The sequence below is a fragment of the Streptomyces sp. NPDC048275 genome (genome assembly GCF_040652275.1).
Lineage (GTDB): Bacteria > Actinomycetota > Actinomycetes > Streptomycetales > Streptomycetaceae > Streptomyces.
This window is the reverse complement of the sequence record NZ_JBEZLR010000063.1, coordinates 14,097-30,397: the sequence shown is the minus strand read 5'-3', so window position 1 is coordinate 30,397 and position 16,301 is coordinate 14,097. Positions and strand designations below refer to the sequence as shown.

Here is a 16,301-nt window from a genome sequence, read left to right as displayed (position 1 = left end):
AGCCCCCAAGGATGGGACGGGTAGGGGCGGCGGGGGCGAGAACCCTGCGGTCCGCGGCACCGCGCGACCGTGCCAAAGCGGCGTACCCGGCGCCCTGACTCCTACGCGCAGGACAAACGACCTCCCGCCGCCCCGGCCCTACCGTGGACCACGGACCATGAAAGCCAAGGACACACCAACCTCGGAAGGGCCGGGACTCACATGACTTCCACCCACGCCTTCTGGCTCGCCGGCCGCCAGGCCACCGGTGAGACCACCTTCGATGTCACCTCGCCGTGGGACGGACGGGTCGTCGGACAGGTCAGCGTGCCCACCGAGGCACAGGTCGAGGAGGCGGTGGCCGCCGCGTACGCCGTACGCGACGAGTTCGCCGCCACCCCCGCCCACGTACGCGCCGCCGCCCTCGACCACGTGTACCGACGCCTCGTCGAGCGCACCGAGGAGATCGCGCAGCTCATCTCCGCCGAGAACGGCAAGCCGATCAAGTGGGCCCGCGGCGAGGTGGGCCGCGCGATGTCGGTGTTCCGGTTCGCGGCGGAGGAGGCGCGGAGGTTCAACGGGGGCGAGGCGCAGCGACTCGACACCGACCTCGGCGGTCAGGGCCGGCTCGCGCTGACCCGCCGCTTCCCGAAGGGCGTCGTGCTGGGCATCGCCCCCTTCAACTTCCCGCTCAACCTGTGCGCCCACAAGATCGCCCCGGCCATCGCCGCCGGCGCGCCGATCATCCTCAAGCCGGCGCCCGCGACCCCGCTGTCGGCCCTGATCATCGGTGAGCTGCTCGCCGAGACGGACCTGCCCGTCGGCTCCTGGTCCATCCTCCCGGTCTCCAACGACCGTATGCCCGCCCTCGTCCAGGACGAGCGGCTGCCCGTCATCTCGTTCACCGGGTCCGAGAAGGTCGGTTACGCGATCATGGACTCGGTGCCCCGCAAGCACTGCACCCTGGAGCTGGGCGGCAACGGGGCCGCTGTCGTCCTCGGCGACTACGCGAGCGACGCCGACCTGGACTGGGCTGCCACCCGCATCGCCACCTTCTCCAACTACCAGGGCGGGCAGTCCTGCATCTCCGTGCAGCGGGTGATCGCGGATGCCTCCGTCTACGACCGGCTGCTGCCGCGCATCGTCGCCGCCGTCGAGGCCCAGGTCAGCGGTGACCCCGCCGACGAGACGACGGACGTCGGCCCGCTGGTCAGCGAGGACGCCGCCCGGCGCGTCGAGTCGTGGGTCGAGGAGGCCGTGAACTTGGGCGCCACGCTGCTCACGGGTGGCAAGCGCGACGGTGCCGCGTACGCACCGACCGTGCTCGCCGACGTACCGGCCGAGGCGACGATTGCCTGCGAGGAGGTCTTCGGGCCGGTTCTCACCGTGCGGAAGGTGGAGGGGGAGGCCGAGGCCTTCGCCGCCGTCAACGACTCCAAGTACGGGCTGCAGGCCGGTGTGTTCACGCACGACCTGCAGGCCGCCTTCCGCGCGCACCGTGCGCTGGAGGTCGGTGGTGTGGTGATCGGCGACGCGCCGTCCTACCGCGCCGACCAGATGCCGTACGGCGGTGTGAAGCAGTCCGGTGTCGGGCGCGAGGGCGTGAAGTTCGCGATGGACGACTACACGTACGAGCGGGTGCTGGTGCTGTCGGGGCTCGCGCTCTGAGCAGGCGGTGCCGCGCCAGACGTAGCTGACGAAAAATCGTTCTCATATAGGTCTGAGTGCATGCCGGGTTCCCCCGGCATGCAGGGGCCCGGCACCGATGCCTTCCGGTGCCGGGCCCCTGTCGGTCGACCTGTCCGGACCCTCAACCGGAGAAGTCGACCCGCGCGAGCCGCAGTGGGCCGCGCAGTTCGAGGTGTACGTCATGGACATCCGCGGCGACGAGCGGGGCGCTGACGGTCGTGTAGGCGTACGGGCCCTTTGTCGGGCTCAGGGGCAGGGTCGCGAGCGACGGACCGCCGTCCAGGGACACCTCGACGATTCCCTCACCCGACGCCTCGATGGTGATGTGCGTGACGCCGCTCGCGAAGTCGCAGTCGCGGTAGAGGAGTTCGCCCACCGGTTCGCCCGCCGCGCCGGCCGTCGGTGTCACCGCGTCGCCCGCCGACTTCGTCCGGTCGACGATCTCGGTGTTGTGCTGCTCGTCGAAGTCGGCCGCGTTCAGGCCCAGTTCGCGGACGGGGCGGGGCGTGGCGGGCTCGCCGTCGATGTCGATCGTGGTGCGCAGGCGGATGTCCTCGCTCGAGGCGCCCACGAGGAGTTCGTACGCGCCCGGCTCTACGCGGGGACGGCCGTGCGCCACGTCCCAGAACTCCAGGGTGGTGAGGGGGAGTTCGAAGGTCACGTGCGTCGAGGCGCCCGGGGTGAGAGGGAAGCGGCGGTGTGCCGCCAGTTCGCGGCGGGGGCGCGGCACCGACGGGTGCACGGCCCGCGTGTAGAGCTGGACCACCTCGTCGGCGGGGGCCTCGCCCGTGTTGGTGACGGTGAAGGAGACCTTCAACCCGGCGTCCGACGCGGTGACTTCGAGATCCTCGTACGCGAAGGACGTGTAGGACAGGCCGTGTCCGAACGGGAACAGGGGCGTGCCCTCGAAGTACAGATACGTCTGGCGGCTGCCGATCACGTCGTAGTCGAGGAGGCCGGGCAGGTCCGCGTCGGAGGCGTACCAGGTCTGCGGGAGGCGGCCCGCGGGGGAGACGTCGCCGGCCAGGACGCGGGCCAGGGCGGTGCCTGCCGCCTGGCCGCCGTGAGCGGTCCAGAGGGCGGCCGGGAGGTCGGCGGGGTCCACCGCGTAGGGGTACGCGGAGACCAGGGCCAGGGCGGTCCGCGGGTTCGCGGCACGCGCCGCGCGGAGCAGGCGCTCCTGGTGGGCGGGGAGCCGGAGGGTGGTGCGGTCCTCCGTCTCGCGGCCGTTGATGTGCGGGTCGTTGCCCGCGACGACCAGGACCACATCGGCGGCGGCTGCCGCGCGGGCCACCGCGTCCTCACCGCGCTCGGTGAACTCGAGCGCGAAAATCTCCGGGGCCTCGTCGGCAACCTTTACGCCGTCGGCGGCAACAGAGATGTGCCTGCCCGTCCCTACGTGCCTCAGGAGGTGGCCGCTCTCATGGGAATCGGTTGGTTCGAGGCGGAATGTCTCCTGGACCACCCAGCCGCCCGGCTGATCGGCGGACGCGCGGACGTAGCCGTCGTCGGCGACCGAGAGATACCGGCCGTCGGGCGCGCGCAGGGTCAGGATGCCCTCGCCCCAGTCGATCAGCGCGAACTCGGTGCCGGTGGCGTCCGCGGTGAGGGGCGGGAGATCCGTGCGGCCCGCGAGCAGCGCCGGGTCCAGGGCGCCCTCGGCGCCGCGCACCTCGTCGGACGCGTCGTCCGCGGCGGGGACGGACAGGTAAGTGCCGGACGACGTCCGCAGACGTACCCGGTCCACGCCCTCGGCGAAGTCGACGTACTCGGCGCCGAAACGCTCGTACAGGCCCTCCAGTGGTGTGGACCGGTGGATGAGGGTGCCGCTGTACCAGTCGAGCTTGCACTCGTCGGCGAGCAGGCCGACGACGGCGATCCGCGCGGCCTCGGAGAGCGGCAGCAGGCCGTCGTTCTTGAGGAGGACGATCGCCTGCTCGGCCGTCTCGCGCGCGAGGGCGCGGTGGGCCGGTGTGTCGAAGTCCTTCGCTTCGGCGTACGGGTCCGACTGCGCGTCGAACTCGCCCAGTCGGAAGCGGATCGCGAGCTGACGCCGGACCGCCGCGTCGATGTCGGCCTCGCTCAGCAGACCCTGGTCGAGGGCGCCCCGGACGCGTTCGACGATTTTCGAGCTGTCCGTGCCGTGGTCGGTGAAGCTGTCCACCCCGGCGAGGATCGCGGCGGCGGTCGCCTCCTCGTGGGTGTCGAAGTAGTGCTCGGAGTCGACCAGGTTGGAGGGCGCGCCCGCGTCCGAGCAGACCAGGAGTTCCTGGTCGGTCCAGGTGCGAAGGTGCTCGCGGAGATACGGCGACACGTGGTTGGGACGGCCGTTGACCAGGTTGTAGGCGGGCATCACCCCGGCCACCGCGCCCGCCTGGACACTCTCACGGAAGGCGCGCAGGTCGTACTCGTGCAGGACGCGCGGACGTACGGAGGAGGAGGTGGTGTCGCGGTCCGTCTCGTTGTTGTGGGCGAGCCAGTGCTTGAGGACGGGGGCGGTGCGCCAGTAGTCGGGGTGGTCGCCGCGCAGACCTCGGGTGTACGCCGTCGCGATCGCCGAGGTCAGCTTCGGGTCCTCCGCGTAGCCCTCCTCGTTACGGCCCCACAGGGGGTGGCGCAGCAGATTCACCGTGGGGGACCAGACGTTGAGGCCCACGCGGTCGTCGCGGGCGCGCATGGCGCGGGTCTCGGTCGAGACCGCTTCGCCGACGCGGCGTACGAGGTCGTCGTTCCAGGTCGCGCCCAGGCCCACGGCCTGGGGGAAGACCGTCGCCGGGCCCATCCAGGCCACGCCGTGCAGCGCTTCCTGCCCGGTGCGGAACGCGGCCACCCCGAGCCGCTCCACGGCGGGTGCGAACTGGTGCAGGAACGCGATGCGCTCGTCGAGCGTGAGCCGCGCCAGCAGGTCGTCGATGCGCTTCGCGAACGGCAGCTGCTGATCGCGGAAAGGCGGCGTAGGCGGCGTTTGTGCGGTCACGTGGTGATCCCTTTGCGGTGGAGCGACGGGGTGCTTTCGAAGCGCTTCGATGCTCAGTCGCCCGAGGGGTGGGTGTCAAGACACCCAGACGCAACAACTCCGTTTCCTCACCGGCATTTCAAGCGCCCGATAAGGGTTGTCCAGTCCTCTACACCTCCGAGGAATCTTGGAATCGGCTCTTGTGCACCCCCAGGTGTTCACTTAACCTCGCAGCAACATCGAAGCGCTTCGACTAGTGGGACTGCCCTCTCGGGGGCCGCAGTCCACCGAGGTCCGCTTCAGCTCAGCCAGTTCCACTCAAGACACCGCAGCCGACGGCCGTACCGCCGGGTGTCCTGGTGCGCCATGAAGGGTTGACGCAATGACGCCGAACTCCGCCACCTCCGCTCCCAGCCGGAGAAGCTTCCTCGCCTCCACGGCGGTCGCCGCCGCAGCGGTCGCCGGCGGGATGCCGCTGCTCGCCGCCTGCGGTGGTTCGGACGGCGGCTCGCGCGAGGGCACCACGTCGGGCAAGGACGCGAAGAAGATCCTGCCGGCCCATGTGGCGAGCAACGTGGTGACGCCGGACATCCCGTCCAAGAACGGTTCGTCGATGGGCTTCACCGTCAAACTGGAGGTCGCCACCCTCAAGACCTCGGTCGCGAAGAAGCTCGGCAATGGCGGCAAGGTCACCATCATGTCGCCCTTCTGGGGCTCCCCGCCGAAGGGCGACAACGCCTACTACACGTCGATGAACGATCTGATCGGCGTCGACGTCCAGTGGCGGAACCAGGACGGCAACACCTACGACCAGAAGCTCGGCGCGGTTCTCGCCTCCAGTGATGTCCCGGACGTGGTCGTCATCCCCGGCTGGAACATGATGGGCAAGATACCCAGCGCCATCGCCGGCAAGATGGCCGACCTCGGCCCGTACCTGTCCGGCGACAAGGTCAAGGAGTACCCGAACCTCGCGGCGATCCCCACCGACGCTTGGCAGCGCTCCATCTTCGGCGGCAAGCTGATGGGCCTGCCGATGCCCGCCCCGTCCGTCCAGACCATCGTGCCCCTCTACCGCCAGGACATCTTCGAGAAGAAGGGCTACGAGGTCCCGCGATCCGCCGACGAGTTCATGGCCCTGTGCAAGGACATCACCAACGCCCGGGCCAAGGTGTGGGCCTGCGGCGACATGAAGTGGACCGCGATGAACACCTTCGGGGTGCTCGGGGGCGGGGAGAAGCCGCTCTGGTGGAACCTGGTCGACGGCAAGCTGATCAACCGCATCGAGACCCCGGAGTACCTCGAAGCCATCGAGTGGACGCGCAAGCTGTTCGCCGCCGGAGTCGTCCACCCCGACTTCAAGCTGGGCAAGAGCCAGACCGTCGACCCGGCCCCCAAGTTCGCCGCCGGCGAGTTCCTGATCTGGGACAACAACATCGTCAACTGGTACGGCCAGCAGGCCTCCCAGGCCACCCAGAACCCGGACTTCAAGGTCTGGGGCATGGACCTTTGGGGCCACGACGGCGGCGATCCGACGCTGTACGCCCAGAACCCGGCCGGCATCTTCGCCTTCGTCAGCAAGAAGGCCTCCGAGTCCGTCATCCGCGACGTGCTGGCGGTCGCCAACGTCACCGCGGCGCCGTACGGCACCAAGGAGTGGATGATGACCAACTACGGCGTCGAGGGCACGCACTACACGATCAAGGACGGCGTCCCCGTCAAGAACGACAAGGGCAACAACGAGGTTCTCAACGCCTACGTCATGGTGGCGAGCCCGGCCGCGACCACCGCCCACCCCGACCTGCCGGACTGCACGAAGGCCATGGTCGAGTGGGAGCAGCGGATGGGCGCCTTCACCAAGAAGTCGTCCTTCTGGGGCCTGCAGATCACCGAGCCCTCCCGCTACACCAACCTCGCCAACGACTTCGAGCAGCTCGAAAACGACATCATCCGCGGCCACAAGAAGATGAGCGACATGCAGCAGGCCGTCTCCGACTGGAAGAGCAAGGGCGGCGACAGGCTGCGCGACTGGTACAAGAAGCTTCTCGACGAGAACGGCTCGGCGGCGAGCTGAGCGGGCGCTGAGGCAAGGAGAACGGTCGTGTCCCACAGCACCGTGCCTCGGAGCAGTGCCGAGGCCAGCACACCGGTGAAGACCCCGGTGGCGTCCGACGACGCCACCGATGCCCGGAAGGAACGGCGCTCGGGCAAGCTGAGCCTCCGGCTCAGGTTCAGACGCGACCGCGTCCTGATCCTCATGACGCTGCCGGCCGTCCTGCTGGTCCTGGTCTTCAGCTACCTGCCGATCGTCGGCAACGTCGTCGCCTTCCAGGACTACGACCCCTACATCAGCGACAACGGCATCATCTCCATCCTGAACAGCCCCTTCGTGGGCCTGGAGAACTTCCAGCGGATCTTCGAGGACTCGGCCTTCTGGAACGCCGTCCAGAACACGCTGGTGCTGTTCTTCGTCCAACTCGTGCTGTTCTTCCCGATCCCGATCCTGCTCGCGCTGCTCATCAACAGTGTGGTCCGGCCCCGGGTGCGGGCCGTCGCGCAGGCGGTTCTCTACCTGCCGCACTTCTTCTCGTGGGTGCTGGTCATCGCCGTCTTCCAGCAGATGTTCGGCGGCGCGGGGATGCTCTCCCAACTGCTGCGGCAGAACGGGTACGACGGCCTCGACATCATGACCAACCCGGACACCTTTGCCTTCCTCATCACCGCGCAGAGCGTGTGGAAGGACGCCGGCTGGGGGATCATCGTCTTCCTCGCAGCCCTGGCCTCGGTGCCCCCGGACCACTACGAGGCCGCCGCGATGGACGGCGCCGGACGCTGGCGCCGCATGTGGCACGTCACGCTTCCCGCCCTGCGGCCGGTGATCGCCCTCCTCCTCGTGCTGCGCGTCGGCGACGCCCTGACCGTCGGGTTCGAACAGATCCTGCTGCAACGCGACGGCGTCGGAACGAACGCGGGGGAGGTCCTCGACACCTTCGTGTGGTGGAACGGCGTGCGCAACCAGGACTTCGGCTACGCGGCCGCCGCCGGTCTCATCAAGGGCGTGGTCAGCATCGGCCTGGTCTTCGCCGCGAACAAGATCGCCCATCTCATGGGTGAGCAGGGGGTGTACAAGAAGTGACGTCCGTGATGTGGGAGCCGCGCCAGGACACCGAGCCGGTACAGGAGAAGGCGCCCCGCTGGTGGGCCGCGCCTCCGCGCCCGGCATGGGAGGAAGAGCCCTCGAAGGCCGGCCTCGCGGGCAAGGGCATCGCCCTGTCGTTCGCCTGCCTGGCGGTCCTCTTCCCGCTGTGGATCGTGATCGTCACCAGCCTCTCCTCGCGGAAGACCATCGACGAGGCGGGCGGTCTCGTGATGGTGCCCAAGGGCATCACCTTCATCGCCTACCAGGAACTGCTCAACGGCGGCCAGGTCACCCGCGCCGCGATCATCAGCATCCTCGTCACCCTGGTCGGCACGTTGTTCTCGATGGCGGTGTCCGTCCTGTGCGCCTACGGCCTGTCCCGCAGCGGATCCCTCGCCCACCGCTGGATCCTGATGACGCTGCTGGCGACCATGTTCTTCAGCGCCGGCCTCATCCCCACCTACCTGCTGGTGCAGTCCCTCGGCCTGACGGACAGCTATCTCGCGCTGATCCTGCCGAGCGCGCTGAGCGTCTTCAACATCCTGGTGCTGCGCGGCTTCTTCATGGGGATCTCGCAGGAACTCATCGACAGCGCGCGGATCGACGGGGCCGGGGACTTCCGGGTCCTCTGGCAGATCGTCATGCCGCTGTCGCGGGCGGTCCTCGCGGTGATCACGCTGTTCTACGCCGTCGGGTACTGGAGCGCCTGGTTCAACGCGTCGCTCTACCTGAACGACCAGGACATGATGCCGTTGCAGAACATCATGATCCAGCTGGTGCAGAGGCAGGAGGCACCGGTCGGGCTCAGCCAGGCCATCAGGACCGGGCAGTTGTCGGGGTTGGCCATACAGATGGCGGTCATGGTGATGGCGCTTCTTCCGGTTGCCGTGCTGTCTCCCTTCGTCCAGAAGCATTTCAAGAAGGGCATGTTGACCGGCGCGATCAAGGGCTGACGGCTCGTTCCGCCGGGTTTCGCCGAAGAACGCGGCCTGTTCTTCAACTGCGGGCTGTGGGGGCTGGTCGCGCAGTTCCCCGCGCCCCTGAAGGGGCGTTTCCCCTGACCTCTTGAACAGGCACCCCTCCCCCTCCTTCCAGAACGAGGTATGTCATGCGCACGCCCCGCCCGAGTCGGCGAGTCGTTCTCGCCGGGACCGCTGCCGCCGCCGTGCCCGCCGTGCCCGCCGTGCCCGCCGTCGCGGCCCAGGCGCGGGCCGCCGGGGGCGCCGTCGGGTCCGGCTACCGCTGGCGCAACGCCGTCATCGGCGGCACCGGCTTCGTCACCGGTGTCCTCTTCCACCCCTCCGTCCGTGGTCTCGCCTACGCCCGGACCGACATCGGCGGCGCCTATCGCTGGGACGATCGCGCCGCCCGCTGGACCCCGCTCACCGACCACCTCGGCTGGGACGACTGGAACCTCCTGGGCGTCGAGGCGCTCGCCGTCGACCCCGTGCACCCGGACCGGCTCTACCTCGCCCTCGGCACCTACGCCCAGTCGTGGGCGGGCAACGGTGCGGTCCTGCGCTCCGAGGACCGCGGCGCCACCTGGACCCGCACCGACCTGTCCGTGAAGCTCGGCGCCAACGAGGACGGGCGCGGGGCCGGGGAGCGGCTCCTCGTCGACCCGCGCGACAGCGACACCCTGTGGCTGGGGACCAGACACGACGGGCTGTTGAAGTCGACCGACCGGGGTGCCACCTGGGCAGCCGTGACCGGCTTCCCGGCGCAGCCGAACGCCTCCGGCCAAGGCGTCGTGTTCCTCCTCGCGGTCGGGCGCACCGTCTACGCCGGCTGGGGCGACGGCGACGGCACCTCGGGCACGGCGAACCTCTACCGCACGTCCGACGGCACGACCTGGGAGGCGGTCCCCGGGCAGCCGTCCGGTACCGCAGCCAAGGTCCCGCTCCGCGCCGCGTACGACAGGCATACCCGCGAGCTGTACGTGACGTACGGCGACGCGCCCGGCCCCAACGGTCAGTCCAACGGCAGCGTGCACAAGCTGCGCACCGCGACCGGCGCCTGGACCGACGTCACCCCGGTCGAGCCGGGCGGCACCACGGCCGACAACTTCGCCTATGGCGGGGTCGCCGTCGACGCCCGCCGCGCGGGCACCGTCGTCGTCTCCACCAACAACCGCTGGGCCGACGGCGACACCGTCTTCCGCTCCACCGACGGCGGACGCACCTGGACGTCCCTCAAGGACACCGCTGTGTTCGACGTGTCCGAGACTCCCTTCCTCAACTGGGGTGGGGACCAGCCGAAGTTCGGCTGGTGGATCCAGGCACTCGCCCTCGACCCGTACGACTCGAAGCACGTCGTGTACGGGACCGGCGCGACCCTCTACGGCACCCGCGACCTCAAGCGCTGGGCGCCACAGATCCGCGGCCTGGAGGAGACGTCCGTGCGCCAGCTGATCTCGCCCCCGGTCGGGGAGGCGCACCTGATCAGCGGACTCGGGGACATCGGCGTGACGTACCACGAGCGGCTCACGGCGTCTCCGTCGCGCGGCATGGCGACGAACCCCGTGTTCGGGACGGCGACGGGACTCGCCCAGGCCGCGGCCGAGCCGGCGTACGTCGTCCGCACGGGCTGGGGCGACAACGGCAACGGCGCCCACTCCCACGACGGCGGGCAGACCTGGGCGCCCTTCGAGGCCCAGCCCGACATCGCCAAGAACGCACCGGGGCCGATCGCCACCAACACCGACGGCAGCGTGCTGCTGTGGTCCTTCGTGCACTGGGACGGCACGAAGTACGCAGCGCACCGCTCGACGGACAACGGCACGACCTGGTCCGAGGTCTCCTCCTTCCCGAAGGGCGCCACGCCGGTCGCCGACCCGGCCGACCCGACGCTCTTCTACGCATACGACACCGACACAGGAACGCTGTACGCGAGCACTGACAGTGGCCGTTCGTTCACGGCGCGTGCGGCCGGGCTGCCCTCCGGCGACAGCCAGTTCGAGCTGGTCGCCGCCCCCGGGCGGAGCGGCGACCTGTGGCTCTCCGTCAAGTGGAACGGGCTTTATCGGTCCACCGACGGCGGGGCGAGCTTCGCCAAGATCGACAGCTGCTGGGCCTCGTACACCCTCGGTTTCGGCAAGGCGGCCGACGGTGCGGACCACCCGGCGATCTACTTCGTCGGCGCGACGGAGACGATCACCGCCGTCCATCGCTCGGACGACGAGGCCAAGACCTGGGTCCGGATCAACGACGACGCCCACCAGTGGGGCTGGACCGGAGAGGTCATCACCGGCGACCCGCGCGTGTACGGCCGCGTGTATGTCGCCACCAACGGCCGCGGCATCCAGTACGGGGAGCCGGTCTGATGCCTACGCATAAGGGACCCGGCAAGGGGCCCGGTCAGGGGCCCGGTCAGGGGCCCGGACTGAGCGACGCCACCCGCGGCCGCATCCTCTTCGGCGGCGACTACAACCCCGAGCAGTGGCCCGAGGAGGTCTGGCAGGACGACGTACGCCTCATGAAGGAGGCCGGCGTCAACTCCGTCACCGTCGGGGTCTTCTCCTGGGCGCAGCTCGAACCCCGGCCAGGAGCACGGGAGTTCGGTTGGCTCGACCGGCTGATGGACCTCTTGCACGAGAACGGCATCGGCGTCGTCCTCGCCACCCCCACCTCCGCCCCGCCCCCATGGATGGGCAAGCTGCACCCCGAGACGCTGCCGCGCGAAGAGAACGGGCAGATCGTGTGGTGGGGCTCGCGCCAGCAGTTCTCGCACTCCAGCCTCGTCTACCGCCGCTACGCCGCCGCCATCACCGAGGACCTGGCCGCCCGCTACGGGAACCACCCCGCCCTCACCATGTGGCACATCAACAACGAGTACTGCACCCACGACTGGGGCGACGAGGCCGCCCGCGCCTTCCGGGTCTGGCTGCGCCGCAGGTACGAGACGATCGATGCGCTCAACACCGCCTGGGGCACCGCTTTCTGGAGCCAGCGCTACGACTCCTGGGACGAGATCATCCCGCCGCGCCGCGCCCAGTACATGAACAACCCCACCCAGGTCCTCGACTTCAAGCGCTTCACCTCCGACGCGCTCATGGAGTGCTACGTCGCCGAGCGTGACATCGTCGCCCGGCACACCCCGCACATCCCCGTGACCAGCAACTTCATGCCCTTCTGGCAGGGCCAGGACGCCTGGGTCTGGGCCGAGCGGGAGGACGTCGTCTCGGTCGACGTCTATCCGGACCCGCGCGACCCGCTGGGCGGCCAACACGGCGCGCTGATCCACGACATGACCCGTTCGCAGGCCCGCGGTGGCCCCTGGATGGTCATGGAGCAGGCGGCGGGCCCCGTCAACTGGCGCGGCGTCAACCACCCCAAGCCGCCCGGCCTCAACCGGCTCTGGTCGCTCCAGGCCGTGGCCCGCGGCGCCGACGCCGTCTGCTACTTCCAGTGGCGGCAGTCCCGGCAGGGCTCCGAGAAGTTCCACTCCGGCATGGTCAGCCACGCGGGGGAGCGGGGCCGAACCTTCCAGGAGATCAAGCTCATCGGGGCCGAACTCGCCCTGCTGAGCGAGAAGGTGACGGACAGTCACGTTGCCGGGGCCGATGTCGCCGTGCTCCTCGACTGGAACGCCTGGTGGGCGAGTCAGCAGGACGGGCGGCTGTCCTCCGAGGTCGAGTACCCGGCTGTCGTACGCGCCTGGCACCGCGCCCTGTGGGAGGCGAACACCACCGCCGCCTTCGCCCACCCCGAGCACGACCTGTCCCCGTACAAGCTCGTCCTCGTACCGCAGCTCTACCTCCTCACCGACGCCGCGATCGACAACCTCCTCGCGTACGTCCGCGGCGGCGGCACCCTCGTCTCCGGCTTCCTGACCGGAGTCGCCGACCAGGACGACCGGGTGCGCCCCGGCGGCATGGACGAGCGCCTGCGCGACCTCTTCGGCATCCGCACCCTGCACGAGTGGTGGCCGCTCGACGCCGGCGAGACGGTCGACGTCGAGGGCTTTCGCGGCACCCTGTGGTCCGAGGAGATCGAGGCCGCCGCCGACTCCGTCACCCCGTACAAGGGCGGCGAGCTGGACGGTCTCCCGGCCGTGCTGCGCAAGGGCCGCGCCTGGTATCTGTCCACCCTCCCCGAGCCGGAGGCGTTGCGGACGCTGATCGCCGGGATAGCGGAGGAGGCGGGCGTACGGCCGCCGCTCGACAACCTGCCGACGGGCGTGGAGGCCGTACGCCGAGGTGAGCTGCTGTTCCTGCTCCACCACGGGCGCGACACGGTCACCGTGCCCGTGCCGGGCCGCCACCGCGACCTGCTGACCGGCGCGGACGTCACCGACGCCGTGGAACTGAGCCGGTACGGCGTCGCCGTGCTGGAGGCGGCGCCGTGAACCTCATGAGTGAGCCCGTCCACAGAGACCCCGTCCACAGCACCTGGGAGCCAAAGCCCGCCGCACGCTGGGAGGACGCCTTCCTGAGCGGCAACGGCGCGCACGGCGTCATGGTGTTCGGTGATCCGAACGACGACCGGGTGATCGTCAACCATCACACCCTGATCCGCCCGAACGGCAGCCAGGACGCGCGCCCGCCCGAGCTGGCGGCCCGACTCCCGGCGCTCCAGGACCGCCTGCTGGCCGGTGACGTCACCGCGGGGGAGGAGTTCACCGACGGGCGTTCGCTGCTGTGGGTGCAGCCCTTCCACCCGGCCTTCCAGGTGCGGTTGCGCCGCTCGGAGGAGCTGTGCCCCTCGTACCGGCGCGAGGTCGACTTCACCACCGGCGTCGTCCGTAGCCTGTGCGGGGGCCGGCGCAGCGAGGTCTTCGTGTCGCGTGCGGACGACGTCGTGGTGCAGTACGTGACCGACCCCGGCCCCTTGGTGGAAGTCACGCTCGACCATCGACTGCCGGGCGCACCCAGTGACTTGGCAGTCGGTCACAGTACGGTGCTCACGCCCGAGGGTGCCCTCCTGACGCTGCGGGCCCGCTACCCGGACAGTGACCGCGCGTACACAGGAGTGACGCTCGTCGTGGTCACCGGCGGCCGCGCCCAGGCGGCGCTGCCCGGCGTACGCGTGCAAGGCGCGCGCTCGGTCCTCCTGCTCACGCGCGTACGGCGACACACGGGCGGCGAGCTGGACGCGCTCGCCGAGGCCCGCGAGCTGCGCGCGCTGCTGCCGGACAGAGGCGAGGGCGAAGGCGAAGGCGGGAGCGAGGGCGAGGGCGAGGGCCGTAGCGACTCTGCCGAGAACGCCTACGCCCACCTCCTCGCCCGTCACACCGCCCTCCACCGCCCCGCCTACCTTCGCGCGGGTCTGGACCTGTGTGCCGACCCCACCGAACGTGCCCTACCTGGCTCCGAGTTGGTCCGCCGCCCGAAGAGCCCCGCCCTCCTCGAACGCCTCTTCGCGGCCGGCCGCTACCACCTGCTGTCCTCCGCCGGGATACTGCCCCCACGGCTGACCGGCCTGTGGACCGGCGACTGGGACACCGCCTGGGCAGGGGCCTTCACCACCGACGCCAATGTCAACCTGCAGACGGCGTCGGCCGCCGCGGCCGCCCTCCCAGAGGTCTCCGAGGCTCATGCCGCGCTGATCCACGGCCAGTTGCCGCACTGGCGCGACAACGCCCGTGCCGTCTTCGGGGCCCGTGGCGTCGTCGCCCCCGCGCACACCGACGGTGAGTCCGGGCACATCTACCACCTCAGCCGCGAGTACCCCCTGCATGTGTGGACCGCGGGTGCCGACTGGCTGCTGAAGCCCCTCGTGGACCACGACGAGACGCGCGGCGCGCGCGATCCGCGGCTGGCCGCCGCGCTCGCCGAAGTGGCGTACTTCTACGAGGACTTCCTCACCCGGACCGACGACAACGGCCACCTCGTCGTCGTGCCGTCGTACTCGCCGGAGAACCGGCCCGCGAACGCGAGCTGGATCACCCTCAACGCCGCCATGGACCTTTCGGCGGCCCGGCACGCCCTCCTCACGGCGGCCCACTACCACCCGGGACCCGAGGGCCGGCGCTGGCGCGCGCTCGCCGACCGGCTGCCGCCGCACCGCGTCAACGCCGACGGCGCGCTCGCCGAGTGGGCCTGGCCCGGCCTCGACGACACCTACGACCACCGGCACCTCAGCCACCTCTACGGGGTCTGGCCCCTCGACGAGATCAACCCGTACGACACCCCCGAACTCGCCGCTGCCGCCCATCGCGCCCTCGAACTGCGCGGCGCCGAGAACGACTCCGCGCACGGCCACCTCCACCACGCCCTGGTGGCGGCCCGGCTGCGCGACGCGGACCGGGTGGCGGGAGCCCTCGGCAACGTCCTGGCCGGCGACTTCTTCCACGTCTCCCTGATGAGCGGCCACTACCCCGACCGGCACGTCTACAACGCGGACGCCGCCCACACCCTCCCCGCGGTGCTCATTGAGGCACTCGTCCAGTCGACCCCCGATCGACTGGTCCTCCTGCCCGCGCTCCCGGCGGCCTGCCCCACCGGCCAACTCTGGGGCGTGCGGACGCGGTTCGGCGCAGAGGTCGACCTCGAGTGGGGGCCGGGGCGGGCTCGGGCCGTCGTACACCCCACCCGTAGTCACCGTATTGACCTCAGGACTTCCTCCGGCGCACGCACGCTCGACCTCGTCGCCGGAGAAGACCACGTCCTCACATGGGGGACGTGGTGACTTCCCGTTATTCCCTTCGTCCCTTCATCCATGGAAGGGACACCGTGACTCCGCTCTCCCTGCAAACAGGGCGCTTCCAACCCGGAGGTTGCGGTCCAGCCCGAACCGATCCCTTGCAGGACAAAAGGAAATTACCACAAGAATAGGATCCCCATGGCAGTACGCGCCCGCACACTCGGCAAGGTCACTAAGGCCCTCGCGGCCCCCGCCCTCGCGCTAGGCGCCACCATCGGTCTCGCCTCCGCCCCCGCCTCGGCCGCCGTCTGGAACTCCTGCGACCAGTGGGGCAACACCTCACTGAACGGCTACACGCTCTACAACAACATCTGGGGCTCCGGCGCCGGCAGCCAGTGCATCTGGGCCAACTCCGGTACCAACTGGGGGGTCTGGGCCAACCACCCCAACACCGGCGGCATCAAGTCGTACCCCAACTCCAAGAAGGTGATCAACAAGACGATCACCTCACTCGGTTCGCTCTCCAGCAGCTACAACGTCACGGTCCCGTCCTCCGGCGCGTACAACACGTCGTACGACATCTGGGACACCGACTACGACTACGAGATCATGCTCTGGGTCAACTACAACGGAGCCGTCGGCCCCCTGGGCACCTCGCAGGGCAATGTGACGCTGGGCGGCCACACCTGGACCGTCTACAAGGGCAACAACGGCGCCAACGAGGTCTTCTCGTTCCTGCGCACCTCGGACTCGTCCTCCGGCACCGTCAACATCCTGCCGATCCTGAAGTGGATCAAGGACACCAAGGGCTGGTTCGGCAACGAGACCATCGGAGACGTCCAGTTCGGTTACGAAGTCACGTCCTCGTCGGGCGGCCTGGACTTCCAGACCAACAACCTGACGGTCAGCAGCAGTTGATCGACAGACAGAAGTGCGGCCGGTCCCGTGGAGGGGCCGG

At 69.8% G+C, this 16,301-nt stretch carries 9 protein-coding genes; 8 read left to right on the top strand and 1 reads right to left on the bottom strand.

Annotation, left to right across the window (positions count from 1 at the left end; all coding sequences use genetic code 11):
• Window positions 1-201: 201 nt before the first annotated feature.
• A complete protein-coding gene (locus tag AB0D57_RS30535; protein WP_362080073.1) occupies window positions 202-1,647 on the top strand; it encodes an aldehyde dehydrogenase family protein in 1,446 nt (481 codons plus the stop codon).
• Between the two features lie 142 nt (window positions 1,648-1,789).
• On the opposite strand, the gene AB0D57_RS30530 is transcribed toward AB0D57_RS30535, so the two are convergent.
• On the bottom strand, window positions 1,790-4,645 hold the full coding sequence (locus tag AB0D57_RS30530; protein WP_362080071.1) for a glycoside hydrolase family 3 C-terminal domain-containing protein: 2,856 nt from the start codon (window positions 4,643-4,645) through the stop codon (window positions 1,790-1,792).
• Window positions 4,646-5,006: 361 nt separating this feature from the next.
• Between AB0D57_RS30530 and AB0D57_RS30525 the strand changes: the two genes are divergently transcribed.
• From AB0D57_RS30525 to AB0D57_RS30495, 7 genes are all read left to right on the top strand, one after another.
• On the top strand, window positions 5,007-6,695 hold the full coding sequence (locus AB0D57_RS30525; protein ID WP_362080068.1) for an extracellular solute-binding protein: 1,689 nt from the start codon (window positions 5,007-5,009) through the stop codon (window positions 6,693-6,695).
• A 27-nt stretch (window positions 6,696-6,722) separates the two neighbouring features.
• Window positions 6,723-7,757, top strand: a complete 1,035-nt coding sequence (locus AB0D57_RS30520) for an ABC transporter permease subunit (protein WP_362080065.1) — start codon at window positions 6,723-6,725, stop codon at window positions 7,755-7,757.
• A gap of 8 nt (window positions 7,758-7,765) precedes the next feature.
• Window positions 7,766-8,713 (top strand): carbohydrate ABC transporter permease, encoded by a 948-nt coding sequence (locus AB0D57_RS30515; RefSeq protein WP_362080138.1) that lies wholly within the window; start codon window positions 7,766-7,768, stop codon window positions 8,711-8,713.
• 155 nt (window positions 8,714-8,868) lie between these two features.
• Window positions 8,869-11,082, top strand: a complete 2,214-nt coding sequence (locus AB0D57_RS30510; protein ID WP_362080062.1) for a 1,4-beta-glucanase — start codon at window positions 8,869-8,871, stop codon at window positions 11,080-11,082.
• Window positions 11,082-13,106, top strand: a complete 2,025-nt coding sequence (locus tag AB0D57_RS30505) for a beta-galactosidase (RefSeq protein ID WP_362080059.1) — start codon at window positions 11,082-11,084, stop codon at window positions 13,104-13,106. Before AB0D57_RS30510 ends, AB0D57_RS30505 begins: the two co-directional genes overlap by 1 nt.
• 5 nt (window positions 13,107-13,111) lie before the next feature.
• Complete coding sequence (locus tag AB0D57_RS30500) at window positions 13,112-15,388, top strand: glycoside hydrolase N-terminal domain-containing protein (protein ID WP_362080056.1); 2,277 nt, start codon at window positions 13,112-13,114, stop codon at window positions 15,386-15,388.
• Window positions 15,389-15,541: 153 nt separating this feature from the next.
• Window positions 15,542-16,261, top strand: coding sequence for a hypothetical protein (locus tag AB0D57_RS30495; RefSeq protein WP_362080053.1), 720 nt, complete (start codon window positions 15,542-15,544; stop codon window positions 16,259-16,261).
• The last annotated feature ends 40 nt before the right edge of the window (window positions 16,262-16,301 follow it).

Bases quoted from the DNA above. Each gene is read 5' to 3' on its own strand.
- AB0D57_RS30495 (WP_362080053.1), top strand. From the start codon at position 15,542: ATGGCAGTACGCGCCCGCACACTCGGCAAGGTCACTAAGGCCCTCGCG.
- AB0D57_RS30505 (WP_362080059.1), top strand. From the start codon at position 11,082: ATGCCTACGCATAAGGGACCCGGCAAGGGGCCCGGTCAGGGGCCCGGT.
- AB0D57_RS30525 (WP_362080068.1), top strand. From the start codon at position 5,007: ATGACGCCGAACTCCGCCACCTCCGCTCCCAGCCGGAGAAGCTTCCTC.
- AB0D57_RS30500 (WP_362080056.1), top strand. From the start codon at position 13,112: ATGAGTGAGCCCGTCCACAGAGACCCCGTCCACAGCACCTGGGAGCCA.
- AB0D57_RS30515 (WP_362080138.1), top strand. From the start codon at position 7,766: ATGTGGGAGCCGCGCCAGGACACCGAGCCGGTACAGGAGAAGGCGCCC.
- AB0D57_RS30510 (WP_362080062.1), top strand. From the start codon at position 8,869: ATGCGCACGCCCCGCCCGAGTCGGCGAGTCGTTCTCGCCGGGACCGCT.
- AB0D57_RS30535 (WP_362080073.1), top strand. From the start codon at position 202: ATGACTTCCACCCACGCCTTCTGGCTCGCCGGCCGCCAGGCCACCGGT.